This window comes from Morganella sp. HSTU-ASny43 (genome assembly GCF_022819185.1).
Lineage (GTDB): Bacteria > Pseudomonadota > Gammaproteobacteria > Enterobacterales > Enterobacteriaceae > Morganella > Morganella morganii.
Window position 1 is genome coordinate 105637 of the sequence record NZ_WSPG01000007.1, and the last position, 24715, is coordinate 130351.

Consider the following 24715-nt stretch of genomic DNA (forward strand, 5'->3'; position numbering starts at 1 on the left):
CGCCGGTTTTTCATCATATACAGTCTGTGTTACTGCGGATTCAGATCCTGTGCAATGCCGCTCTGCATGGTCTGCCAGATAGTACCGCTCTCTTTGCCGTAGCTGCGGACACAATCCAGCACTTTATCATAGGCTTTTTCGCGGCACAGGCCGGTCAGCTGCTGATAAAAATTCCGCGCCAGTTTACGGGCTTCCGGGCTTGCGAAATAGAAGCGGCCGACACGGGTGTACAACCCTTTCAGACCGTTGAGGATCAGACCGTAAATCGGGTTACCAGAGGCAAATGCCAGGCCGCGGAACACGTCATAATCATACTGGCTGAACGCATCGGAATTATCATCCGGTTCATTTTCCTGACTGAGAATTTCCAGTGATTTTTCCGGATTATTGCGAAACGCAGTACGGATAAAAATAGAGGCAATATTGGTCCTGGCTGCCAGCAGGTTCTCAATCAGTTTCGGCGCGCTTTCGTGATCGAGACGGGCAATGGTTTCCAGGATGTTCAGTCCGGATGTTTCCCAGAAATTATTAATTTTTGTCGGTTTACCGTGCTGAATCGTCAGCCAGCCATCTCTGGCAAGGCGTTGTAACACTTCACGCAGGGTTGTCCGGGTCACACCAATCAGTTCAGATAACTCACGCTCTGCGGGTAAAATGGATCCCGGCGGAAAGCGGTTATTCCAGATACTTTCAATAATATACTCTTCTGCAAACCCCGCAGGGCTCTGCGCCTTGATGACCATAGGTGACTTCGTCCAAAACAATTAACCTTCCAATTATCCGGATGATAACAGAATGTGACGCTGCGATATAGCAATCAGCTTGCGAAAGAGTGAATCCGGTCATAAATCACAATGGTACAACCTGTGACCATCAGTTGATTTAAATTCTTAATAAATTCAGAATACCGGCGTAGTATAAAGCACTGTAGTTATACGCGGATCATCTTTTCACCCCCTGCGGAGGACACACAGCAACAATGGAAATATCAATGCGGCAGGCCTTCCTGAAGAACTTCATGGGTCACTCCCCTGACTGGTATAAGCTTGCTATTATTCTTTTTTTAATTATAAATCCGGTTGTTTACTTCTTTATTGACCCTTTTACAGCCGGCTGGCTGCTGGTCATTGAGTTTATTTTCACCCTTGCGATGGCGCTGAAATGCTATCCGCTGCAACCCGGCGGCCTGCTGGCGATTGAGGCGGTACTGATCGGCATGACATCGCCGGCGCAAATCAGCCATGAGATTGTGAATAACCTTGAGGTTATCCTGCTGCTGATCTTTATGGTTGCCGGTATTTACTTTATGAAGCAGCTGCTGCTGTTTCTGTTTACCAAACTGCTCCTGTCTATCCGTTCCAAACGCGCGCTTTCTCTTGCTTTCTGTCTGGCAAGTGCCTTTTTATCCGCGTTTCTGGATGCACTGACGGTGATGGCCGTGGTGATCAGTGTGTCTGTCGGGTTTTATGCGATTTATCATCAGTATGCCTCTTCCGGAAAAGAAACGGTGACGCTCAGTGATGATGAATTTATCGACAGCACCGAAAAGCGCCAGACACTCGACCAGTTCCGCGCCTTTCTGCGCAGCCTGATGATGCATGCCGGTATCGGTACTGCTCTCGGCGGCGTGATGACCATGGTCGGTGAACCGCAGAACCTGATTATTGCCAAACATGCCGGATGGGATTTCGTGAATTTCTTCCTGCGCATGGCGCCGGTAACAATTCCGGTATTTGTCTGTGGTCTGCTGGTCTGCTACCTGGTGGAACGGTTTAAACTGTTCGGTTACGGTGCGGAACTGCCGGAGCGGGTAAGAGCCGTACTGGAGGATAATGCACAAAAATCTGCAGCACGCCGGACAAAACAGGAAAAAATGCAGCTGATTGTTCAGGGCCTTATCGGTATCTGGCTGATTACTGCGCTGGCTCTGCATCTCGCCGAAGTCGGACTTATCGGTTTATCAGTGATTATTCTGGCGACGGCATTCTGCGGGATCACGGAAGAACATGCTCTCGGTGAGGCTTTCGAAGAAGCACTGCCGTTTACCGCACTGCTGACTGTGTTTTTCTCCGTCGTTGCGGTAATTGTTGACCAGAAATTATTCACACCGTTTATCCAGTTCGTTCTCAGTTCGGATCCGTCGTCGCAGTTGTCGCTGTTCTACCTGTTCAACGGCCTGCTTTCGGCGGTCTCTGATAACGTCTTTGTCGGCACGGTCTATATCAATGAGGCAATGACGGCGATGAAAGCCGGACTGGTATCCTATACACAGTATGAATATCTGGCCGTTGCTATCAATACCGGGACAAACCTGCCGTCAGTGGCGACACCAAACGGCCAGGCGGCATTCCTGTTCCTGCTGACGTCCGCACTGGCACCGCTGATCCGGCTTTCCTACGGAAAAATGGTGATCATGGCGCTGCCTTATACCATCGTGATGACACTGGTCGGTTTCTTCGGTGTTGAATTATGGCTGGTGCCGGTTTCAGAATGGATGGCTGCCAATGGTGTAATTACACTGCCGTAACCACCTTTTTACACTGCACTAACCGGAATAACAGTGTTATTCCGGTTTTTTTGTTTCTGCCCGCCGTAAATGCGGAAAAGGGGTGCGTTGCTGTATTTTTTATCGTACAGTCGCTGCGTTAGTTAATCTGTTTCTTATTAATCGGATAACCCGGATACAATTATGCTGACTTATCTTTATGAGTGTTCGCGGGGCCGCAGTGCATGGTTTTTACTGATGATCTCCGCACTGGCACTCGACGGTATCGCCCTGTTCTTTCAGCACGGAATGGGATTACAGCCGTGTGTGATGTGTATTTATGAACGTATTGCCGTTCTGGGCATTGCCTTTGCCGGATTCCTGGGCTGGATAGCGCCGCGCAGCGCCATTATCCGCTGGCTGGCTATTGTCCTGTGGATTTACAGCGGGATTGCCGGATTACAGCTGTCATGGGAACACACCATGATCCAGCTCTACCCGTCTCCGTTCAATACCTGTGATTTCTTTGTGAATTTCCCGGAATGGCTGCCGCTCAATACCTGGCTGCCGTCAGTGTTTGAAGCATCCGGTGACTGTGCCGTTCAGCAGTGGGTATTCCTGAAACTGGATATGCCGCAGTGGCTTATCGGTATCTTTGCTGTATATCTGCTGATCAGTGCGCTGGTATTATTATCCCAGTTCATTCACCGCAAACAGCCGCGTCGCCTGTTCTGATCTTACCCAATCAATAACAGCCGCGTTATCATAACGCGGCTGTTCAGAGCATCTCTCACAATACCGATCCGCAACTTCCGGAAAGCAGTGACTGCTGACTGCAGCGTTTGCCGTTGGCAAACTGACACCCCGGTGTCTGTGCGCCGTTCAGCTCGCGGATAAGTGACGGCGTTCCGCCTGCATAGCTGCAGCTGGCACGGGCATCTTCGGTTAAATCAATTAACGGTTGCTGATAGCGCGGGATCTGTTTCTGCTGCACCGTATCCGGTGAACTGCTGCAACCCGCAGCAAAAGCCGCTGCCGCAACAATAACACTGCACAATACCCGCCCCGGACGGCGGAGAAATGGAACTGATATCATGATTATGGCCTCATAGCTGCGGATGCAGCTCAGTGAACACTGCTTTTCGAGAATAAATTTATCACTAATACACCCGCAATAATGAGAGCCATCCCGATAACTGCGGGTAAATCCAGTTTCTGGTGATAGATAAAATAAGCGGCGGCAGAGACAATCACAATCCCCATTCCGGACCAGATAGCATACGCTATCCCCAGCGGCATCATCCGCACCACCTGAGACAGTGCCCAGAACGACACACAATAACCGATAACCACCACGACCGACGGTATCAGCCGGGTAAAACCGTCCGCCGCCCGTAACATTGAGGTCGCCACCACTTCTGCGCCCACGGCCAGCGTCAGCCACAATAAACCATTCATAAATCACCCGTTCATATCTTTATCACTCAGTAAGGCGGATATTATAAAGAAATCAGAAAAAAAATCCCGCAGCGAAACGGTGCGGGATATGATTAATTTATGACGGATTATGCGAGGTAATACGGCTCTCCGCTTTCGGCCTTTGTATAAACAAGGCCCGGTAACGGCTGAAAACAAACAGTGAGATAAGCACACCCGCCACAGCAAACACCGCCCCGGCATAACCTATCTGTTCCATTCCCATATGAATAATCACCTGATTACCAAGCAGCGCCCCGCCGCCGATACCGATATTAAAAATGCCCGAATAAACAGACATCGCCAGATCGGTGGCATCCGGTGACAAATCGATCACTTTGACCTGTAATCCCAGCGCGGTACACATCATACCGATCCCCCAGACAACCCCGAGGATAATCAGCGCGGTATCGGTCACGCGGCTGGTCATCAGCAGCATCAGGCATACCGTCAGTAGTGTTATCGCAGCAGGCAGAAACAGCAGCGGCAGCCGGGTGTTGTAACGGCTGAAAATCACACTGCCGATAATCCCCGCAGCCCCGAAAATCAGCAGAAACAGCGTGGCGAAATCCTGTGACTTCCCGGCAACGGTCTGCACAAACGGCTCAATATAGTTATAAGCAGTGAAATGCCCGGTTACCACAATCGCGGTCAGCACAAAAATCCCCACTAACGCCGGTCGTCTGAACAAAACCGGAATACTTTTCAGGGAGCCGGAATGCTCACTCGGCAGCAGCGGAAGAAAACGCGCCATTGCCGCCATGGTAATCAACGCCAGACCGCCGATACAGAAGAACGTCATCCGCCAGCCGACCCACTGCCCGATAACACGGCCAATCGGCAGCCCCAACACGGTTGCCAGCGCCGTACCGGTCGCCAGCAACCCTAGTGCCTGAGATTTTTTACCGGGAGGAGCCACCCTGACAGCCAGCGATGCGGTGATCGACCAGAACACCGCATGTGCCAGTGCGACACCGATCCGGCTGACCACCAGCACATCAAAACGCTGCGCCAGCCCGGACACTATGTGGCTTATCACAAATACGGTAAACAACCAGAGCAGCAATTTGCGCCGCTCAATACGCGCCGTCAGCAGCATCAGCGGCAGCGACGTCAGCGCCACCACCCAGGCATAAATGGTGATCATCAGTCCGGTCTCTGCGGGTTGCATCGAAAAACCCGCCGAGATATCACTCAGCAGTGCAACCGGAATAAATTCAGTGGTATTAAATACAAATGCCGCCACCGCAAGTACCATTACCCGCAGCCAGGCCTGATTTCGTGACAGGGTTTCAGTCATTATGGTCCCCCGTAAAGAAAAGCTGTATCGATACAGCTTTTGAGCAGAAAAGTGTGACCATGGTAACACATGTGGTTTTCACGGGAAACGAGGGAACAGAAGCAAATGCCCGGCATCAGCGCCGGGCAAACGCATTATAACGCGCGTTTTGACTGTTCCGGGATGGCATCAAAAATCGCTTTTAACTGTGCTTTTTTCAGTGTCGGCCCGACAATACGGACACGGCGGCTGTTTGCCGGATGATAGCTAAGAATATAAGAGTCCGTGGAAAACGAGACCATTAACGCCTTCAGCCCCTTCACTTCCTGCAGGGAGAAATGGCCGCCGTCAAACGGCATTGCGACCACTTTACCGACCGCGATTTTGGATGTCAGTTTATCGCCGTACACTTTAATCACCGGGAACTGCGCGATATAGACATATACCGTGAGACCCAGTGCGGCAGCCACACCCGGCATCCGTGTCTGAAATAAATACGCCAGTGCGATATAAAGCACAATAACCACAAAGAATGTAATGACACAGGTGATAATTCTGCGTTTCTGATCAACCTGATATACCGTTTCTGCTGAACTCATAACCCATCCTGTTACTGAATTTCCACTGCTGGAAAATAAAAAAATCTCAAGGCCGGACAGAATAACGAAAATACCGGCGATTGACAGTAACATTCCGGGAAAAAATCATTCCTGCGTACTCTGCGGAAATCCCGGAAACCGGGGATTTACAATCCGGCATTTATTTGACACCATTGCCGCAGTTCATTTCCCCTGAGGATGTCTGCCGACATGATTTAATTGCCTGAATCCCATTGCTGTATCATCCGCATTTTTACTAATGCGCTGTTTTGATATCGGGCAGGCAGCTATCCTCGTCATCATTTTCTTTTTTATCCGGCATATCCGCCTGCCCCTGTTTATTCAGGAGCTTTTGTATGTCCGTACAATGCCATTTTTCTCACTTATCAGTGACATTTAACGATATTCCGCTGTTTGACAACATCAGCGGCACATTAACCCGTCAGGTTCAGGGGTTGACCGGTCATAACGGGCGCGGTAAATCCGTGCTGATGTCGCTGCTCGCGCAGCAGCGGCAACCGGCCTCCGGTACGATCAGCTGGCAGGTGCCGTTTTATTATGTGCCGCAGCTGACCCGCCTTTCCGGTATCACACTGGCGGATGCTCTCGGAACCGCAGAAATTCTGGCCGCACTGCGCCGCACAGAGGACGGCACCGCCACCGCAGAGGATTATGATTTTCTGGCGGATAAATGGGATATGCCACGACAACAACAATCCCTGCTGGAAAGTGCGCAGCTGGCGCATCTCCCGGCGGACACCCTCTGCACAAGTCTGAGCGGCGGTGAGCAAACCCGGCTGGCACTCTGCCGTGCCTTTTTACAGCCGTGTGCCTTCCTGTTACTGGACGAACCCGGAAACCATCTGGATGCCGCCGGACGCCGCTGGCTCGGTGAGCAACTGCGGAATCATCCGGCCGGCGCACTGGTGATCAGCCACGAGCGCCGCTTGCTCGACACCATGCAGCGGATTTTTGAACTCACTCCATCTGCTCTGGAAGAGTACGGCGGCAATTACACCCATTATGCCGAGCAGAAAGCCTTTCAGCTCAGCGCATTACAGAGTGAGGAGAAGCAGTTACAGTCACAGCTGAACAGAGAAAAAACGGAGTTACAGCGCACACTGGAAAAGAAAGCACAGCGCCGCCGTCAGGGCGAGAAAGTCCGTTCATCCGGCTCCTCCTCTGCCCTGCTGCTGGATATGAAAAAGAACAAAGCGGAGAAGCAGCAATCAAAAATAACCGGCCGTCATGACCGTGTTATGACTCAGCTTGACAGCCAGCGCCGGGAAGTAAATGAGAAAATACAGCATATCACCCCGCAGATGCTGGCCTTTAATTATACCGGCGAGCAAAAACGGGTGCGGATCAATACCCGTGATCTGATTTTGCCGTCCGGCACACAAGAGCCTCTGTCACTGACCATTTCCGGTGGTGAACACTGGCATATTGCCGGGCGCAACGGCTGCGGAAAATCCACATTACTGAAAGTACTGGCGGGCCTGCTCACGGCAAAATCCGGGGAGTACTCCCTGCACGGCCGTCTGCGATATCTGGATCAGCACCTGGCGCTGCTGAATAAAGCCCTGCCGGTCACAGAAGCACTGTGCGAGTTTGATCCGGCCATTCCGGCACAAACCTGGCGCACCCATCTGGGTGCATTGCGGATCCGGGGTGATAAGGGGTTAATTCCGCTGTCACAGTTAAGCGGCGGTGAACAACTGAAAGTCACATTGCTGGCATTAACATTATCCGAACCTTTGCCGGATATTTTATTACTGGATGAGCCGGATAACCACCTGGATCTCGATTCCCGGTTATTACTGGAAAATGTACTGCGCAGTTATAAAGGGGCATTATTACTGGTCAGTCATGATGAGGCATTTACTGAAAATTGTGCCATTACCCATACACTGGCATTATCCTGAAAAAGAATACGGCGGTAATCCCGCCGTATTACTACAGTTTACAGATATTCACGATAACATAACGTGCCGCGTTAATATTATGCTTTGCCGCATCGGCGGCAGCGGCATTATTAAACAGCGCGATAAAACGTTCCGCTTCCGTTCTGCTGATATCGGTATTAATAGCCACATGGCTGCGGAATAATACCGAGCCGGTTAACCCCAGACCTTCATAACACAATATATTTATCCATATCCTTCTGAATTCCCTGCAATGATAACTATTTACTATCATAGTGTGTATTACCGGCCGGGGTTATCAGTATTTCCTTAAACTGACAGCCAGTGCTGTTATTTTAACGCCCGCCCTTCTTTGGCACCCAACGGGGTATGAAGTTGTGACGGCACGAATACACCGGTGCTGTCATTACGTCCCTGCAATAATACTTTGGCGTCTTTCTGACCATGCTCTTTCACTGCCTTTTTTGATAACTGCCCGATAATGGTATCCGGTGAACGCAGGCGGTTAATAATCAGCACCACCTCCGTATCCGGGAAGTCAGACATCATATTCTGGTCGCCTTCACTGTCACCGGCGACTAATAACGGCCCTTTACCGGCATATTTATCCTGAATAAACTTGCGGATAGTCTCTGTTTTCCCTTTACCCTGAGTCTGCGGATAAACCGGATCCAGCTCGGATGTCAGTTTGTTATCTTTGGTGCGCAGTAAATGCATGGCAAATACCTGTGACTCCGGTACAGAATACGGTGGTTGTGTGACAATCGATTTAATCACTTCCAGGTTCGACGCGGAAATCACATAGACATCAATACCGGATTTTTGCAGCACCTGATACAAGTCCTGCATTTCCGGTACCAGACGGAAACCATTATGCCAGTCAATTTCAACAATACCCGCCTGTCCCGGTAACGATTCAGGGCTTTCCCATACCACACCTTCAACCGGCTCTGATTTCTGCCATTCAATGGTCTTGGCGGTAATATCCGCAACCTGCTCTGGTGTCATATTCATAAATAAATAGGTGACCCACGGATAGGAAACCGCATGATCAAATGTGCCGCCGATTGCCGCATATAAATAACGCATTTTGGTGATGAAATTCTGATAATGCGGCGACTTTTTGATTTCAGACAGTGGCTTATCACCCTTCAGGCCATCATAGTTGTCATACAGCCACTGGTAGCTTTCCAGAATATCGGCGCCGACCTTCTCAATATTGACCGGTTTACCGTTTTTATTGTTGAACTCAGCGGAAAAATTACCAGCCGGAATATCTTTGAAAATAACGGATTTCAGTTCCTGCGGTGTCATGGCAAATAACAGATGCTCAAGCTGATAAATCAACACCGCTTCTTCAATATCCAGAAATGCCGTGGTGTTATCAAAGTCAAACACCGCATAATAGGTATGTACCGGTGACTGTTTTACTTTGGCGATCATGGCATCCAGGCGCTGTTTATTAAAACTGTCCCACTGCCCCTGTTGTAATACCGCTATTTCTGTCACAGCCTGCGGTGCTGCGGCAGCATTCAGGGAAACAGTCTCAGCCTGTGCCGTCATATTCAGTGATAACATACCAACAGCCAGTGCAATTGCACTGTAACGATTAATAAATTTCATTGATAATCCCCTTTGAAATAAAAAAACTAATAAAAGGGATACCACAGGCTATTTTTTTGCTGTATCAAAAATCAGCAACGGCTGACATTAAGCGAAACTGATCACATTCTTTTACCGGGGCTGTTCCGCCTGTTACGTGATATTATCAGGCCAGTCACAAACCGGTTATTTACAGCGGATAAATTCATGAGTAATCACTTTGATGGTAAATACGAAGCGGAAATAAAATATCGCCTGGCTGATCATAGCGCTTTTTTGTCGCAATTAAGCACAATGCATGCCGAGCCTTTTGTGGTAAATAACGAAGAAACAGACTGGTTTTTCGATACGCAGCAAACGCATCTGGCAGACGGTAATGTCAGTATGTCAGTCAGAACAATGACGCCCTCGGGTATTAAGCTGTGGATAGTGAAAGGCCCCGCCGCCAGCGAATGCAAAGCTATCAATATTGATGACCATGAGCATGTCAGAAATATGCTGCTGACGCTGGGTTACCGCTGCACAATGACCTTAACAAAAACCCGCAGTGTCTGGTTTCTCGGTGATATTCATATCACACTGGATCATATTAACGGCGCAGGATGGTTTGCCGAGTTTGCCATTATGACGCACGATGAAACCAAATTAGCAGAATACAGGGAACGGCTGCGGGAGAAAGCCGCAGAATTTGGTCTGACAGACGATATGATTGAAAAACAGAGTTATAAACAACTGGTTAGTTCAATGCAGAAAAACAACTGTAACGCAGAATAAATAAAAAACGGTGCTGAATCATAGTGATAATATTCAGCACCGCAAGTACCGGTTTATTTCAGTGTATACATGGTCAGCACAGTATAAGTGACATCTTTTTCATCATTTATCTGTACCAGATTGGCATTACTGACCACCCCCACCACAACCTCGGTATCTTCTGATTCATATTTGCGCTTGAACTGCCCGATTTTTCCTTTGGCGACTTTTGCCAGGAACGGTGTTTTGCGATCATATTCTTCATTTATCCCGGCCGGTTTGCCGTAGATTTTCTCCATTTCCGCATTCACTTTATCGTACTCATTCAGTAATGCGGCCTGATCATGGCTCCAGACACCGAAGCGGGATATTGCATTTAATTTTTGCCCTTCCGGTGAAAAGACCATCATAAAGAATTGCTTTTCAACCTCCGGTGATGCCAGTGAGCTGCATAATTGCCCGCCATCACGGGTTTTTGTGCAGTCAAAATCGTCCAGATTCAGGGCTTTTAATTCTGCGGGCGTCTGCCCCCATGTAAAGCCCCAGGGTGCTTCCGGTGTTTTACTTCCTATACCTGCGCAGCCGGATAATAATGCGGCCATAATCCCTGACAGAATAAATTTTCTCATTGCCCCGCCCGTATACATTGAGTTACTTATTACTGATCATACCAAAGACCGGCAAGTGACCAGAAGCCTTACTGTCGCTTTATTCATCAAAATCAGATTTGATGAAGATGTTACTGCGTAATTATACGCTTTATTCAGCAGATATCCGGTATATATACCCGGAGCCGCACGATTTAATCAGCCAGGCGGATATCAAGCACCCGCAGCAGATTCAGGGCTTCGTATGCGGAAAATGTGGCTTTGGCAGTTTTATTTTCACGGATATCGATATAAAAAGAGTGAGAGCCGGAAAGATCCGCCCCTTCCAGATTAGTGTGCATAAACAGTGTGTCGGTTAAATCGCAGTCATGCATAACGGATTTATTCAGCTCCGCCTGTCTGAAATCGGCATTATGGATCCGGCAGGACTCAAAGTGCGATTCATGCAATCTGAGGTCAAAAAAGTTATTACTGTCCAAAATGCACTCTTTGAACACCAGCTGAGAATAAAAATCAAACTTCGGCCAGTATGCTTTTGTCCAGTCAATACCAATCATTTTCGTTCCGGTAAATTCAGTGCCGGAAAACCGGGTTTCCGGAACGGCCAGCAGACTCATATTGCACTGCTCAAACACACAGTCAGTGAAACGGCACTGCTGCGCAACCGCCGAGCTGAAATCACAGCGGATAAAGGTGCAGTCCTCAAACACCACACCACGGATTGTCTGATCACTGAGATCGGCTTTTTCAAACCGGCTGCCGGTATACTCATGATTATTCTCAATAACTGTCATTATCCCTCTCCGCCGGTGTGTTGTTTTATTCTCAGTTGCTCCCTGTAAATCTCCTGATTTTCACGGATAGTATTTACGGTGCTGTTTTTATAAGGGTCATCGTTATTCTTTTCATATTTTTCCGGTTGTGTACCCTCTGAAACACATCCGGACAGAATCAGTACAATAAACAGGCCCGGTATTTTTTTAGTCACTCTGTTATTCCTTTTAATAATATGGCTACGTGAATAAACGGATATTACGCACCAATACGTAATCTGTATTGGTACAATTTAACCATTTTACACAACATTCAGATTATTCTACCTTTTAAAAAAGGGAAATGCTGTAAACCTTCACACCAGCATAAATCATATGATTTTCGCAGATGAGGTAAGTATGTCTGTCAGCAATAAGACTGTTTATTCTGTATGCTCCAGATTAACCCTGATGGTTATGAAGCTGACCGGCCTTGAGCGGGTTATTACTGTCGGCCAGTATTTTGAGCGGGCAACAGATAAATCACTCCTTCAGCGACTGATTGAAGAAAACAGAGATCTCAGCACACCGTTCTCAGCACTGGATAAGACAAACAAGGATTGCAAAATTGAGCTGATTGAATATCTGAATACGGCAATCCGTGAATACGCTGCATCCGAAATAAAGGAAAACTACGCTGCACTGAAAAACGGTAATCTGCTGGTTGTAAAAACATTCAATACGGTTATGCAAAATCACGCTTAAATTTTATCCGTTCTCATGGCTGTCACAGGGATCTGTTGTCAGCCATAACATATATTCCGGTGACCTTACTGATGCATTGAATGATTAAAAGAAGGTAATAACGAATAATATCGCAGGTTTTTATTACTTCCATCCCGGACGGTTGCATTATTGTTATAATTGTTTCCATTCAGATACAAACAAGCGTTTAATTTTTCCTCCTCATAACGAATTATCATTTTTAATAAACAATACTCCGGTATGAACGGAAAAGAACAAAAAGAGAATATCATTATCAACACAATGAAATAAAAGATATTTTTGAGTTAATCATGACTCATAAAAGTAAAGAAAAACAAAACATTAAGATATTAAAACTAAAGATATTGATGCTTTTGCCGTTATCTTTTCAATCCCCCGGCGGATATCTGATTTTTACAATTACACATCTTTTTGTGACGAGCGGAAACACAGGGTCATACACTCTGTAAATCTTTTAGTTTTACTTATTGTTATATAATTATCTGCACAAAGGCATACTATTGTCGTAAATGTTGACATATTCCATTATTATAATTACAAAAAGAATATCATCATATTGCCCTCTCTTCAGTAAAACCCGCAAAATGCGTATAACTACAACACAGAAGTGTTATTTGTCACATCACCAGAAATTGGTTTTGTTTTCTTCTTTAAAATCAAATGAATGCATAAAAAATCAAGCCAATTTATTCCTTTTTTATATGCGTTGTAATATCTGCATATTTCCAGTTTTTAATTTTACTTTTTATTCTTTTGTACATTTTTATTGCGGATTTTATTTATTGACAACCATTATAAGGCTTGCATATTATGCACAATATACTGTTTTTGCCTTGCAGATATTTCCTATAATAGTATTTAAAATATACATTAAGTTTAATGACGTCCTGATGGTATCTTTATGCAGCCCGATAATTGCCACGCACTTAGTTGTCAACACCAGGTCTTTAAAAAGGAGCTTCATGCAGTTATAGGCCAGGAAATTAGAATATTACGAAAATCAAAAGGTATCACCGGCCATGAATTAGGTTCAATAATACAGCTATCGCAGCAGCAGATATCCCGTTACGAGAATGGTGACAGTGCTATTCCGCTGGATACACTGATATTAATACTGCGTATTTTTAATATATCGCCGGAAAAATTTATACACAGAGTGTTATTTATCTTAAACAGAGATCCTGATTCAAAAAAACTATTATCCCATATGTCGAATCATCTTAATTCTTATACTGACGGCAGTTATCTGGGAACATTTGAACAATATAAACACAATTAACATAATTACTATATTTAAGATTACACACAGCTTTTAATTTAAGGGCATAGCATATGAATGAGAGAGAAATCAGCCTCTTTATCGGTCAGCAAATTTCACGGAAAAGAAAATCGCTGGGATTATCAGGTATGGCACTTGCCGAATTACTGGGTTTAAGTCAGCAGCAAATATCCCGCTATGAACAGGGCATTACCAATATAAGAGCCAGTACATTACTGCAAATCGCTTTTTTGTTTAATGTTGATGTAAAAAGTTTTTTTACTGATTGTATCGAAAAAAACAGCAAACTGAGTTCACTTAACTATAAAGAGAAAAAGAGTCAGGAAACAGACTATGACACGATCACTATTGATATGAAGAGCAGAGGAAGGGGTAAAATCCGCAGTAAAAAATAACCATACCAGAGAGTACCAGCAGCCCGCCCCCGTCATCCCGGATCATTCCGTTCCGGGCTGTCATCCTTTTTAATCCATACGTATCCGAATCCCCCGTCCTTCTGCTATCATTGCGTCCTTATTTCAGATTTCCGTTGCCGTGCGGCCGGCCTGACACAGGCACCAGCCAAACCCGTTAAGAACAGTAAGACATGAATACACCGAAAGAACAGTACAACATCAATAAATTGCAAAAGCGCCTGCGCAGCCATACCGGCAAAGCAATCGCAGATTTTAATATGATTGAGGACGGCGACCGCATCATGGTTTGCCTGTCCGGCGGCAAAGACAGTTACACTCTGCTTTCCATTCTGCAGAGCCTGCAGCAGAGCGCCCCCATCCGTTTTTCCCTGGTGGCGGTGAATCTCGATCAGAAGCAACCGGGTTTCCCTGAGCATATTTTGCCGGAATATCTGGAAAAACTGGGCGTTGAATATAAAATCGTCGAAGAAAATACCTACGGGATTGTGAAAGAAAAAATCCCGGAAGGGAAAACCACCTGTTCCCTCTGCTCCCGTCTGCGCCGGGGCATTTTGTACCGCACCGCGACTGAGCTGGGTGCAACCAAAATCGCCCTTGGCCACCACCGCGACGATATTCTGCAGACCCTGTTCCTGAATATGTTTTACGGCGGCAAACTCAAAGGCATGCCGCCGAAGCTGATGAGTGACGACGGTAAACATGTGGTGATCCGCCCGCTGGCCTATTGCCGTGAGAAAGATATTGAGCGTTTCGCCGAAGCCAAAGGGTTCCCGATCATTCCGTGTAACCTGTGCGGCTCTCAGCCGAACCTGCAGCGTCAGGTTATCAAAGATCTGCTGCGCGACTGGGATAAACGCTATCCGGGCCGGATTGAAACCATGTTCCGTGCCACACAGAATGTCGTATCATCACATTTATGTGACACTGAATTATTCGATTTCAAATCTATCCATCACGGCAGTGAAGTCGTCGACGGTGGTGATCTCGCATTTGACCGCGAAACTCTGCCTGTTCAGCCGGTATGGGAAGATGAGGATGATGACGGCGATAGCCCGGATTTCACAGAATTACGTCTGGATGTGACGGAAGTGAAATAATCACGCTGTTATAGTGCCGTGCCACGGAGGGTACGGCCTGAATATTGGCGGGTTTGTTTCAGGCAAAAAAAAAACCGATGTATAAAATACACCGGCATGATAATGGTCAATATTCTGTATAAGAACTCAATATGAGAAAAACTACAATTATGGAGCACAACGTTCATCGCTCAACGTTGTATTCACCTGCGGGAGTAATAGTGCCCTAACCGGGCGTGGTATTTCTTGATATAGCTCAAGTCTGGTACGTAAAATCATATAAAAATACACGTTTTTACAACCAGTTACTCTTACGTAACCACCAGGCAACAAATCCGATAACACCCGCCAGTCCCACACAGAACAAACTGAAAGCAAACGGGAAATCGCCCCCCGGGATCCCGCCGAGGTTGACCCCGAACAATCCGGTCAGAAAGGTTGTCGGCAGAAAAACCATCGCCAGCAGTGACATGGTGTAAGTACGCCGGTTCATCGCATCCGCCATCATATTGGTGATTTCATCCGAGATAACCGATGTCCGCGCGATACAGGAGTCAATATCGTCAATAATCCGCCCCAGGCGGTCACTGACATCCGTCAGCTGATGTCTGTCCTGCTCTGAGAGCCAGGTGTAACGCTCGGAGGCCAGCCGGGAAAACACATCGCGCTGCGGTGCCATGTAGCGGCGCAGGACAATCAGCTGCTTGCGCAGCAGTGCCAGCTCCCCGCGGGCCGGAATATGCTGATCGAGTATCGCATCTTCCATATCAATCAGGGTATCGTGTAAGTCCTCAATAAAATCTGCCACTTCGTCGGTGATGCAGAACGCCGCTTCCGCCAGCCATTCTCCGGTATTTTTTGCACCTTCACCGTTTTGTAAATCATCCTGAATGGTCTGAATGGAATGCACTTTACGGTGGCGGGTGGAGATAATATAACTGCCGCAGATCCAGATACGGAATGCCACCAGTTGGTCAGGCCGGTCGCCGTCATTATTGTTGATGGTTTGCAGGGTAATTAATGCACCCTCACCAATACGGAGTGTCCTGGGGCGGATAACATTGTTTGTCAGCCCGTCACGCGCCTGCGGCGGCAACAGTTCCGTTTCACGCAGCCAGCGCTGGTTATCCGCGGATAAATAGTCCAGGTGCAGCCACACCGGTTCTTTTATCCCGGCAACGGCGTTGACATCCACCGGCGTACAACCGCCCTCTCCGTCAAACTGCACCCGGCAGATGGGATCTGTTCCCTGAAAAGCGGATCCGTACAAAGCGCTCATGCGTCTCTCCCCATTGTCCGTGAAAACAGCTGCTGAGTGTGTTCAGCCGGTTCCTGCAGCCGTCCGCAGCAGGGAACCGGAGGCAGGGTTAGTGTTTAATAATATAGAGATTATGGCTGTATGCCACATCTTCCGGATTATTGACCGGATATCCCTTCAGCCACGGTTTAATCAGACGTCCGTTGGTGTACTGGTAGATTGGTGCTATCGGCATGTCTTCCGCCAGCAGTTTTTCGGCGTCGTTATAGTCGGTATTACGGGCGTTATCATCCGTTTCCAGCGCAGCAGTTTTCAGCAGAGCATCATATTTTTCATTATGATACTGCGCGATATTGCCGCTGTGTGTGCTGGTCAGCAGAGACAGGAAGGTTGACGGCTCGTTGTAATCGCCGACCCAGGAGGCGCGGATCACATCAAAATTGCCGGTATTGCGGCTGTCGATATAGGTTTTCCATTCCTGATTGACCAGCTTCACTTCCGCGCCCAGTTTTTTCTTCCACATCGAACCGACGGCAATGGCAATTTTCTGATGGTTTTCCGAGCTGTTATACAGCAGAGATAATTTCAGCGGATTGTGCGGCCCGTAACCGGCGGCGGCCAGCAGCGTTTTTGCCTGGCTGTCGAGCTCATCCTGAGTAAATTTCTGGTACAGGCCCGGCTCCGGTGTAAACCCGGCAGTGACATCCGGCGTGAAATGCCAGGCCGGTTTTTCGCCCGTGCCCAGCACTTTCTCTGCGATCACCTTACGGTCAATGGTCATGGAAAGTGCCTGCCGCACACGCGGGTCGTTTGTCGGTGCCCGCTGCGTGTTAAAGGCGTAATAATAGGTGCCAAGCTGATCCGGGATATAAATCTGATCCGGAATCGCCTGTTTCAGTTTCTGATACTGATTTTTCGGGAATGATTCCGTAATGTCGAGATCATTGGACAGATAGCGTTTGGTGGCCTGGGATTCATGGTTAATCGGCACAAAGGTAACCGATGTCAGCACCGTGTGTTTGTGATCCCAGTAATGCGGGTTCGGCGTCAGAACAATTTTCTCATTCACCACCCTATCATGCAGGACAAATGCCCCGTTGCCGACCAGATGCCCGGTGCGGATCCAACTGTCGCCGTATTTCTCAACAACCGCGCGATTCACAGGGAAAAGGCTGAAATTGGCCGCCAGATTCGGGAAGTACGGCACAGGACGGTCTAACGTGACCCGCAGAGTCCGGTTGTCAACAGCTTCAACGCCGAGGGTTTCCGGCAGCATTTTGCCGTCGATAATCGCCTGCGCATTTTTAATGCCGGCCAGCGGTGCAAACCAGGCGAAGGTAGAGAGATTTTTCGGGTTAACCAGCCGCTGCCAGCTGTAGACAAAGTCCTGTGCGGTCACCGGTGAGCCGTCAGACCAGCGGGCATCGTCACGCAGGCGGAATGTCCATACCTGATTGTTGCGGGTCTCCCAGGAGAGAGCGACACCGGGCACCGGTTTGCCGTCCGCACCCTGACTGGTCAGCCCTTCAAATAAATCACGCAGGATCTGAGCTTCGGTCAGACCGACCGCTTTAATCGGGTCCAGAGACGCGGGTTCATCCTTCAGATGACGATAAACAGATTGTTCTTTTGCCAGCTGTGTTCCTGCGGGGATCTCCGCCGCCGTTGCACAAAACAGTGAAGAAAACGTGAAAAACGTCCCGGCAAGAAGTGCGGAACGGGAAAATTTTGCTGGCCTGAACATAACGGGCGCCTTGTATTAAAAATGGTAAACCGATAGATTATCTGATGATTACCGAAACACAACAACCGGATATTACATTTTTATTAACGATATCCGGTGAGAAAACACCTGCCAGGTATTATTTATACCAACAATTATGAGCCCGTTCAGAGGATGATAAAAATGACACAAACTGTAAAACTTCAGGGTAACGATGTTCTGGTTTACGGCGCACTGCTGCGTGCCGGTGAAAAAGCCGTACCATTTAAATTAGTCGCTAATGATTTGTCAGATGTCCAGCTCACCAAATTCGCCGGGAAGCGTAAGATTCTGAATATTTTCCCGAGTGTGGACACCGGTGTCTGCGCCACCTCAGTGCGTAAATTCAATGAAACTGCCGCAAAACTGTCCAATACCGTGGTGTTATGTATTTCCGCTGATCTGCCGTTCGCGCAGTCCCGTTTCTGCGGCGCGGAAGGTATTGAGAATGTGGTGATGCTCTCCACCCTGCGTGATCCGGAATTCCGTGAAAATTACGGTGTCGGTATCGGCAGCGGCCCGCTGGCCGGTCTGTGCGCCCGTGCGGTGATCGTACTGGATGAGAACGATACTGTGATTTACAGCCAGCTGGTCGGTGAAATCACCGAAGAGCCGGATTATGACAGCGCGCTGAATGCACTGAAATAAGTTACCCGTATCTGTAAAAAAACCCCGCGGCCGGTGACGGTCGCGGGATTTTTTTTACCGGGGAAAAAATTATTCTTCCTCTCCCTCATCATCTTTTGCCGCGCTGCGCCGCTGACTCAGCCCGTATTCGCGCAGTTTATTGGCGATCGCGGTATGTGAGACATTCAGGCGTTTCGCCAGCTTACGGGTGCTCGGATAGTGGCGGTACAGCCGTGTCAGCACAGAGCACTCAAACCGTTTGGTGATATCATCCAGCGAGCCGCTGAGGATATCCTCACTGAAGCCGATTTCCGCTTCCAGTTCCGGCAGAACGATGTCCTGCGGACGCAGCAGCGAGCCTTCCAGCGAAGAGAGCGCCTGATAAATCACATTACGCAGCTGACGGACGTTGCCCGGCCAGTGATAAGCACAAAGGAACTGCCCCAGCTCCGGCGCCAGGCGCGGTTCTTCACAACCCTGCTCTTCGGAAAAGCGTTTCACGAAATCGCGGGTCAGCGGCAGGATATCTTCCTGATGCTCGCGCAGCGGCGGAATGGTCAGCGTCAGCACATTGAGGCGGTAATAGAGATCCTCACGGAATTTGCCCTCTTTCACCAGCTCCAGCAGATTTTTCTGGGTCGCACAGATAACCCGCACATCCACTTTCACCTCATGCTCTTCCCCGACACGGCGGAATGTACCGTCATTCAGGAAGCGCAGCAGCTTGATCTGCATCTGCGGGGACATTTCCGCGATTTCATCCAGCAGAACGGTGCCGCCGTTAGCCTGCTCAAAGAAGCCTTTTTTCGGCTCAGTACTGTTGGCGTAAGCACCGGCAGCGTAACCGAACAGTTCGGTTTCCACCACATCATCCGGCATCGAGGCACAGTTCAGCCCGAGGAACGGCTGATTGCCGCGCACACTGTAGAGATGACAGGCTTTGGCAAACACATCTTTCCCGGTCCCGGTTTCACCGACCAGCAGCAGCGGGGAATCCATTTTTGCCATACGCTGTGCCTGTTCGACCACATGGCGCATTTTGGCGCTTTTCGCCACTAAATCATCAAAACTGCCGGAATGCATCACCTGCATGCGGCGTTTCTGCCCGTTGCTGCTCTCACTGACGGTGCGCAGCAGCACAACCGCGCCGATAGTGGCGGAGGCGTCATCTTTCTCATCAAAATTAATCGGCGTCACACTCAGGGTGTAAGAGCGGCCTTTGAGATTGATGGTTTCCTTGTATGGCGCAGGTTCTTCATCCTCAATCCAGCGGGTGAAGTTGAACTGGCTGAAATAGTAAGTGATATTGCGCTGACGGATGCGCTCTTCGGTGGTGGCAAACAGGGAGAGTGCCGCGCTGTTGGCCAGTTCAATATTCCCGCGCAGGTCGAGAGATAAAATCGGGTCTTCCAGGGATTCGAGTAATGCCCACATGGCGCGCTGTTCGCGCTCAGACGGCATAAAGTGAACAGTTCTGACATCCACCACGCCCTGAATCCGGCGGATCTCAGCCATCAGAGACTGGAACACAGAAAAATCGATCTGCATAAAATTGAGGTATATCCGGCCGTTACGGGCAATTTCGATGCCTTTGAGGTCGATATTTTGTAATACCAGCAGATCCAATAACTCCCGCGTCAGTCCGATTCGGTCCTGGCAAATTACTTCCAATCGCATCGTTACGATCCTATTTACACTTAAGTTATTATTTTCCCGTTAATTGAAACTGATTTTACGGTATAAAATGAAAACTGTCACGATTTGTTGACACAATAAATGCGTTCCTGCGGTGTTTATCCACAGTTCCGTGTGAAAAGGCTATGAAAGTACAGATATGTCAGTCGGTTAACGAAGTTTTATTCAGCGCGGACGGCAAACCGCGCCGGAGAGGTGAGACAGCGACCCGCAGGGAGCATAACGGGATCGCTGTGAAAAAAACAGTGACCGGACACCCGTTTCTGCATAAAAAAGCCGGATGACATCACAAAATGCGCATCCGGCCGGATTATCGGTTACAGGGCGGACTTTTCCGCGCTCTTCCCTTTTGGCACTGCCTGTTTAAGCTGCTGTAACAACTGCTTACGGAAATCCATAAGTTTAGGTTTATCTGTTGCAGTCCACGGCAGCGGACGGCACAGTTCCATCGCTTTGATCCCCAGACGGGCGGTCAGCAGTCCGGCTCCCATGCCTTGTGCGGCACGGGCGGATAACCGTGCGGTGATGTCCTGAGAGAGCCAGTCCATCCCCACTTCGCGGATAAGCTCGGATGCCCCTGCGAAGGCAATATTGAGCAGAACCAGTTTAAACAGTCGCAGGCGGCTGTAATATCCCAGCTCAATACCGTAGATAGCCGCCACCTGGTTAATCAGACGGATATTACGCCAGGCAATAAAGGCCATATCCACCAGTGCCAGCGGGCTGACGGCAATCATCAGCGCAGATTCCGCCGCGAAACGGCTGATCACCCGGCGCGCCTGTTCATCCGTCACCGGCTGGACAAGCTGACTGTACAGGGTCACCACTTCGCGGTCATTATGGCTGCTCTGTAACAGGCTCTGCCATTGCTGTAACGCAGGATGGTGTGACGGGATATTGGCCTGTTTCGCCAGTTTTTCACAAAATGCACGTCCGTCACCGATACGGTGGCTTTGCAGTAATTCCTCTGCGGCCTCGCGCTCTGTAGCCCGCTGGCGCAGGCGGTACATGCGCCGCCATTCCGTGATAACAGAGCCGGCGGCGGCAATCAGCACCAGAAAAGTGGCGGCAATCCCGCCAAGGGCGGTCCAGTCATTACCTGTCCACGCATCATTCACCCACTGAATCAGTTGTGCGACGGCGCTGATCCCCAGCAATCCGCCGGCCACAAAGACCAGCTTACGCCACAGGCTGCGCCGGGGTTTCAGTGCCTGAATCAGCAGCGCTTCCGCTTCCCCGTCTGTATCCTGCTCTGCCGTGAATTCCGTGCGTTCAAACTGTATGCTGTCATCGTCCGCAAATTGTTGCGCCGGTTTTATGGTGTCCTGTACCGGCGGCGACAGCGGTGCTTCCTCAAAATCAATACGGGATTTGATAGGCTCGCTCATGACAGTTTATCTCCCAGTAAAAATTCCATCGCACTGTCCATCCTGATATGCGGCAGCGGCGTATCCATCCGCATCGGTAATGGCCTGAAGGACTCAAACTGAAACCCCTGCTGCTGCCAGAAGTCTGCATCCGGCAGCCGTTTCGGTACTTCGCCGGGATAGAAAGTCAGCGGGGTATTATCTGCCAGCCGGGTGCCTTTCAGCGCGGGCATTTTTTCCCCGTTGTGCATCACCATGCCGTATTCCGTGGCCTGTACCGACGCCAGCCCGGTGCAGTCCATTTTAATCCCCTCAAAAGCGGCCTGCTGCCAGGCTGACTGCGTCAGTTGCTGAAGCAGTGCCACGAGATTGGCGTGCTGGTCGGCAGTGACATGATCCGCTTTGCTGGCGGCGAACAGCAGTTTGTCGATACAGGGGGAAAACAGGCGGCGCAATAATGTGCGTTTGCCGTAATGGAAGCTCTGCATCAGCTGGGTCAGCGCCAGACGCATATCCGTAAATGCCTGCGGCCCGCTGTTGAGCGGGGTCAGGCAATCCACCAGCACAATCTGGCGGTCGAAATGCTGGAAATAATGCTTATAGAAACCTTTGACCACATGGTCACAATAGTACTGATAGCGATCGCGCAGCATGCCGAGAACACTGCTTTTTGCCGCTTTGGCCAGCCGGGACGGATCCGGCATCAGGTCGGTAATAAACGGAAAAAACTGTAATCCGGGTGCGCCGGCCATATCCCCCGGCAGCACAAAACGACCGGGCTGGATAAAGTGAAAACCTGCCGCTTTGCAGCGGTGAAGATAATCAGTATAGGCCTGTGCAATCGCTGCCAGCTGCTGTTCATCCGCCGGGGCATCCGGGTCAAGCTGACGGCAGAGCGCCAGCCACGGCTCTGCCCATTCTCCCCGCTCACCTTTGAGCAGGGTTTTCATCTGCTGCGACCAGGTGAGGTAATCCTGTTCCAGCATCGGCAGATCCAGCAGCCACTCCCCCGGATAATCGACGATTTCCAGGTAGAGCGTGGAGGTTTCCTTAAAGTGGCGCAGCAGACTGTCCTGAGTGCGGTAACGCAGTTTCAGGCGGATTTCGCTGACACCGCGTGTCGGTACCGGCCAGTCCGGCGGTGTGCCGTACAGTGAGGCAAGTCCTTCATCATAGGCAAAGCGTGGGACGCCCAGATCCCGCTGCGGGATGCGTTTCACGCCGAGAATGCGGCCGTCACGGGCAGCCGAAAACAGCGGCAGACGCGCACCGCTCTGTACATTCATCAGCTGATTAACAAACGAGGTAATAAACGCGGTCTTGCCGCTGCGGCTCAGTCCGGTAACGGCAAGACGAAGATGACGATCCAGCCCCCGGTTGACGAGGGCACTCAGCTCATTTTGCAGTCGTTTCATAATTCTCCGGTGTAAAACGGCCAATCACTTTTTTCATACCGGCACGGATAACAGGCTCCAGTACCAGTATTGCCGCCCCGCGCAGAGCAGGACGGGTAACCGATTTCAGAATCACCGCGGCAATACCTCCGGGTGCTGCCGCCAGTGCTGCGGTGGTTAACAGCTGCGCCCCGGTTTTTCCGGCACGCAGCAGGGTGTGTTTATCCGGCCACTTCATACTGTTCTCCGTCTGACAGATTACAGGTCACGGAAGCGGCGGTTGAGCGCATACTGTTCTGAGGTCACATAGCGCTCAATGTCGCGGATCCGTTTTTCGGTACGCGCCTGGCTGCGTTCTGTCTGTTCAAGCAGCATGGCCGCATTCACTCCTCCGTCGCGGCCGGGGTAATCACGCGGCACCACCGGCAGGATCATTCCCATCAGAATATAGAGGGTGATAGTCAGCCAGAAAAAGCCGGTAAATGTTGCCACCACCGCGATAATGCGGATCATCCAGGCCGGTACATCAAAATAGTTGGCAATACCGGCACATACGCCCCGGAACATACCTTCATCCGGATAGCGGTACAGTTTGCGTGACTGAAATTCCATTATGATTGCCTCCAGCCCGGATTTTCCGCATCCAGAATCGATTCCAGGGTTTTGATCCGCGCTTCCATCTGCTGAGCATTTTCCGCCAGCGCCGCAAGACGGCGGGTTTCAAATTCACCGGCCCGGCTTCCCCGCTGACTGTTATAGTGCAGCCATAACCAGATCGGCAGCACGAACAACACGAAAATTGTCAGTGGTATACCTAAAAATACAAATGCCATATTTTTGTCCTTAATGGTATTAATTCAGGAAAGCCTGTTACCGACCTTATTCGCCCTTTTCTTCTTTTTCAAGACGTGCTTTGATGGCCGCGATTTGCGCGCTGATCTCATCTTCCGCTTTCAGCTCGGCAAACTGCTGTTCCAGTGATTTTTCTTTCCCCAGACCATAGCTTGCGGCTTCACCTTCCATATGGTCAATCCGCGCCTCAAACTGCTCGAAACGGGCCATTGCCTCATCCATCCGGCCGCTGTCGAGCTGACGGCGCACCGCACGGGATGATTTTGCCGCTTCGTGACGCACCACCATGGATTGCTGGCGGGCACGGGTTTCAGTCAGTTTCTGTTCCAGTTCGTTAATTTCATTTTTCAGCCGGGCGATAGTTTCGTCCAGAATAATCAGCTCATGACGCAGTGTATCGACATGGCCTTCCACGCGCTGTTTTTCCAGCAGTGCGGCGCGGGCCAGATCTTCTTTTCCTTTGACAATCGCCAGTTCCGCTTTTTCCTGCCAGTCACTCACCTGACGCTCACCGCTTTCAATCTGACGTGACAGATTTTTGCGTTCCGCGAGGGTGCGGGCAGAGGTGGAGCGGATTTCCACCAGCATATCTTCCATTTCCTGAATCATCAGGCGGATCATTTTCTGCGGATCTTCCGCTTTATCCAGCAGTGATGCAACGTTGGCGTTAATGATATCGGCAAAACGTGAAAAGATTCCCATGATTGATGTCCTTTTATCAGCA

The 24715-nt window shown here is 49.5% G+C and carries 27 protein-coding genes; 9 read left to right on the forward strand and 18 right to left on the reverse strand.

Features of this window, described 5'->3' with window-relative positions; genetic code table 11:
- Positions 1-29: 29 nt before the first annotated feature.
- Positions 30-743 carry a fatty acid metabolism transcriptional regulator FadR gene (fadR, locus tag GN208_RS05660; RefSeq protein WP_004235531.1) on the reverse strand — a complete coding sequence of 238 codons (714 nt, stop codon included), beginning with the start codon at positions 741-743 and terminating at the stop codon, positions 30-32.
- A 236-nt stretch (positions 744-979) separates the two neighbouring features.
- Here fadR and nhaB point away from each other — a divergent pair, with 236 nt between their 5' ends.
- On the forward strand, positions 980-2527 hold the full coding sequence (gene nhaB, locus GN208_RS05665) for a sodium/proton antiporter NhaB (protein ID WP_243828313.1): 1548 nt from the start codon (positions 980-982) through the stop codon (positions 2525-2527).
- 162 nt (positions 2528-2689) lie between these two features.
- The gene (dsbB, locus tag GN208_RS05670; protein ID WP_004235529.1) at positions 2690-3220 is read left to right on the forward strand and encodes a disulfide bond formation protein DsbB; all 531 of its coding nucleotides are present in this window, start codon (positions 2690-2692) and stop codon (positions 3218-3220) included.
- 55 nt (positions 3221-3275) lie between these two features.
- On the opposite strand, the gene GN208_RS05675 is transcribed toward dsbB, so the two are convergent.
- The 4 genes from GN208_RS05675 to GN208_RS05690 all read right to left on the reverse strand — a co-directional run bounded on the left by GN208_RS05675 (position 3276) and on the right by GN208_RS05690 (position 5839).
- Entirely contained in the window at positions 3276-3581 is a 306-nt protein-coding gene (locus GN208_RS05675; protein ID WP_004235528.1) for a DUF333 domain-containing protein, read from the reverse strand.
- Between the two features lie 29 nt (positions 3582-3610).
- Positions 3611-3943: an SMR family transporter gene (locus GN208_RS05680; RefSeq protein ID WP_004235527.1), complete on the reverse strand. Its 333-nt coding sequence runs from the start codon at positions 3941-3943 to the stop codon at positions 3611-3613.
- 97 nt (positions 3944-4040) lie between these two features.
- A complete protein-coding gene (locus tag GN208_RS05685; RefSeq protein ID WP_004235526.1) occupies positions 4041-5261 on the reverse strand; it encodes a sugar transporter in 1221 nt (406 codons plus the stop codon).
- Between the two features lie 134 nt (positions 5262-5395).
- Complete coding sequence (locus tag GN208_RS05690; protein ID WP_015422745.1) at positions 5396-5839, reverse strand: hypothetical protein; 444 nt, start codon at positions 5837-5839, stop codon at positions 5396-5398.
- Between the two features lie 356 nt (positions 5840-6195).
- On the opposite strand from GN208_RS05690, the gene GN208_RS05695 reads away from it, so the two are divergent.
- A complete protein-coding gene (locus tag GN208_RS05695) occupies positions 6196-7764 on the forward strand; it encodes an ATP-binding cassette domain-containing protein (protein ID WP_004235524.1) in 1569 nt (522 codons plus the stop codon).
- 31 nt (positions 7765-7795) lie between these two features.
- On the opposite strand, the gene GN208_RS05700 is transcribed toward GN208_RS05695, so the two are convergent.
- A complete protein-coding gene (locus GN208_RS05700) occupies positions 7796-7984 on the reverse strand; it encodes a hypothetical protein (RefSeq protein ID WP_004235523.1) in 189 nt (62 codons plus the stop codon).
- 110 nt (positions 7985-8094) lie between these two features.
- Positions 8095-9387: a phosphoserine phosphatase gene (locus GN208_RS05705; RefSeq protein WP_004235521.1), complete on the reverse strand. Its 1293-nt coding sequence runs from the start codon at positions 9385-9387 to the stop codon at positions 8095-8097.
- Positions 9388-9573: 186 nt separating this feature from the next.
- Here GN208_RS05705 and GN208_RS05710 point away from each other — a divergent pair, with 186 nt between their 5' ends.
- Positions 9574-10140 carry a class IV adenylate cyclase gene (locus tag GN208_RS05710; RefSeq protein ID WP_004235520.1) on the forward strand — a complete coding sequence of 189 codons (567 nt, stop codon included), beginning with the start codon at positions 9574-9576 and terminating at the stop codon, positions 10138-10140.
- A 53-nt stretch (positions 10141-10193) separates the two neighbouring features.
- On the opposite strand, the gene GN208_RS05715 is transcribed toward GN208_RS05710, so the two are convergent.
- Both GN208_RS05715 and GN208_RS05720 read right to left on the reverse strand, forming a co-directional pair.
- The gene (locus tag GN208_RS05715; RefSeq protein WP_105212819.1) at positions 10194-10748 is read right to left on the reverse strand and encodes a hypothetical protein; all 555 of its coding nucleotides are present in this window, start codon (positions 10746-10748) and stop codon (positions 10194-10196) included.
- Between the two features lie 173 nt (positions 10749-10921).
- The gene (locus tag GN208_RS05720) at positions 10922-11521 is read right to left on the reverse strand and encodes a pentapeptide repeat-containing protein (protein WP_004235518.1); all 600 of its coding nucleotides are present in this window, start codon (positions 11519-11521) and stop codon (positions 10922-10924) included.
- Between the two features lie 429 nt (positions 11522-11950).
- Between GN208_RS05720 and GN208_RS05725 the strand changes: the two genes are divergently transcribed.
- From GN208_RS05725 to ttcA, 4 genes are all read left to right on the forward strand, one after another.
- Positions 11951-12244, forward strand: a complete 294-nt coding sequence (locus GN208_RS05725) for a hypothetical protein (protein WP_225310078.1) — start codon at positions 11951-11953, stop codon at positions 12242-12244.
- Positions 12245-13166: 922 nt separating this feature from the next.
- Complete coding sequence (locus tag GN208_RS05730; RefSeq protein ID WP_004235515.1) at positions 13167-13544, forward strand: helix-turn-helix transcriptional regulator; 378 nt, start codon at positions 13167-13169, stop codon at positions 13542-13544.
- Between the two features lie 53 nt (positions 13545-13597).
- The gene (locus GN208_RS05735; protein ID WP_004235514.1) at positions 13598-13939 is read left to right on the forward strand and encodes a helix-turn-helix transcriptional regulator; all 342 of its coding nucleotides are present in this window, start codon (positions 13598-13600) and stop codon (positions 13937-13939) included.
- A gap of 191 nt (positions 13940-14130) precedes the next feature.
- The gene (gene ttcA / locus GN208_RS05740; protein ID WP_004235513.1) at positions 14131-15057 is read left to right on the forward strand and encodes a tRNA 2-thiocytidine(32) synthetase TtcA; all 927 of its coding nucleotides are present in this window, start codon (positions 14131-14133) and stop codon (positions 15055-15057) included.
- 274 nt (positions 15058-15331) lie between these two features.
- On the opposite strand, the gene zntB is transcribed toward ttcA, so the two are convergent.
- The gene (zntB, locus tag GN208_RS05745; RefSeq protein ID WP_004235512.1) at positions 15332-16315 is read right to left on the reverse strand and encodes a zinc transporter ZntB; all 984 of its coding nucleotides are present in this window, start codon (positions 16313-16315) and stop codon (positions 15332-15334) included.
- A gap of 88 nt (positions 16316-16403) precedes the next feature.
- The gene (locus tag GN208_RS05750) at positions 16404-18038 is read right to left on the reverse strand and encodes a peptide ABC transporter substrate-binding protein (protein WP_004235511.1); all 1635 of its coding nucleotides are present in this window, start codon (positions 18036-18038) and stop codon (positions 16404-16406) included.
- 162 nt (positions 18039-18200) lie between these two features.
- Between GN208_RS05750 and tpx the strand changes: the two genes are divergently transcribed.
- On the forward strand, positions 18201-18704 hold the full coding sequence (gene tpx, locus GN208_RS05755) for a thiol peroxidase (RefSeq protein WP_015422749.1): 504 nt from the start codon (positions 18201-18203) through the stop codon (positions 18702-18704).
- A 69-nt stretch (positions 18705-18773) separates the two neighbouring features.
- Here the strand turns inward: tpx and tyrR are convergent, their stop codons facing one another.
- The 7 genes from tyrR to pspA all read right to left on the reverse strand — a co-directional run bounded on the left by tyrR (position 18774) and on the right by pspA (position 24693).
- The gene (gene tyrR, locus GN208_RS05760) at positions 18774-20360 is read right to left on the reverse strand and encodes a transcriptional regulator TyrR (RefSeq protein ID WP_015422750.1); all 1587 of its coding nucleotides are present in this window, start codon (positions 20358-20360) and stop codon (positions 18774-18776) included.
- A 335-nt stretch (positions 20361-20695) separates the two neighbouring features.
- Complete coding sequence (locus GN208_RS05765; RefSeq protein WP_004235507.1) at positions 20696-21766, reverse strand: TIGR01620 family protein; 1071 nt, start codon at positions 21764-21766, stop codon at positions 20696-20698.
- A complete protein-coding gene (locus tag GN208_RS05770; protein ID WP_004235506.1) occupies positions 21763-23160 on the reverse strand; it encodes a YcjX family protein in 1398 nt (465 codons plus the stop codon). The genes GN208_RS05765 and GN208_RS05770 overlap by 4 nt, the downstream gene beginning before the upstream one ends.
- Entirely contained in the window at positions 23141-23377 is a 237-nt protein-coding gene (locus tag GN208_RS05775) for a hypothetical protein (RefSeq protein WP_004235505.1), read from the reverse strand. Before GN208_RS05775 ends, GN208_RS05770 begins: the two co-directional genes overlap by 20 nt.
- Positions 23378-23397: 20 nt before the next feature.
- Positions 23398-23751 carry an envelope stress response membrane protein PspC gene (gene pspC, locus GN208_RS05780; protein WP_004235504.1) on the reverse strand — a complete coding sequence of 118 codons (354 nt, stop codon included), beginning with the start codon at positions 23749-23751 and terminating at the stop codon, positions 23398-23400.
- On the reverse strand, positions 23751-23972 hold the full coding sequence (pspB, locus tag GN208_RS05785; protein ID WP_004235503.1) for an envelope stress response membrane protein PspB: 222 nt from the start codon (positions 23970-23972) through the stop codon (positions 23751-23753). Before pspB ends, pspC begins: the two co-directional genes overlap by 1 nt.
- 46 nt (positions 23973-24018) lie before the next feature.
- On the reverse strand, positions 24019-24693 hold the full coding sequence (gene pspA / locus GN208_RS05790; RefSeq protein ID WP_004235502.1) for a phage shock protein PspA: 675 nt from the start codon (positions 24691-24693) through the stop codon (positions 24019-24021).
- Between the last annotated feature and the right edge of the window lie 22 nt (positions 24694-24715).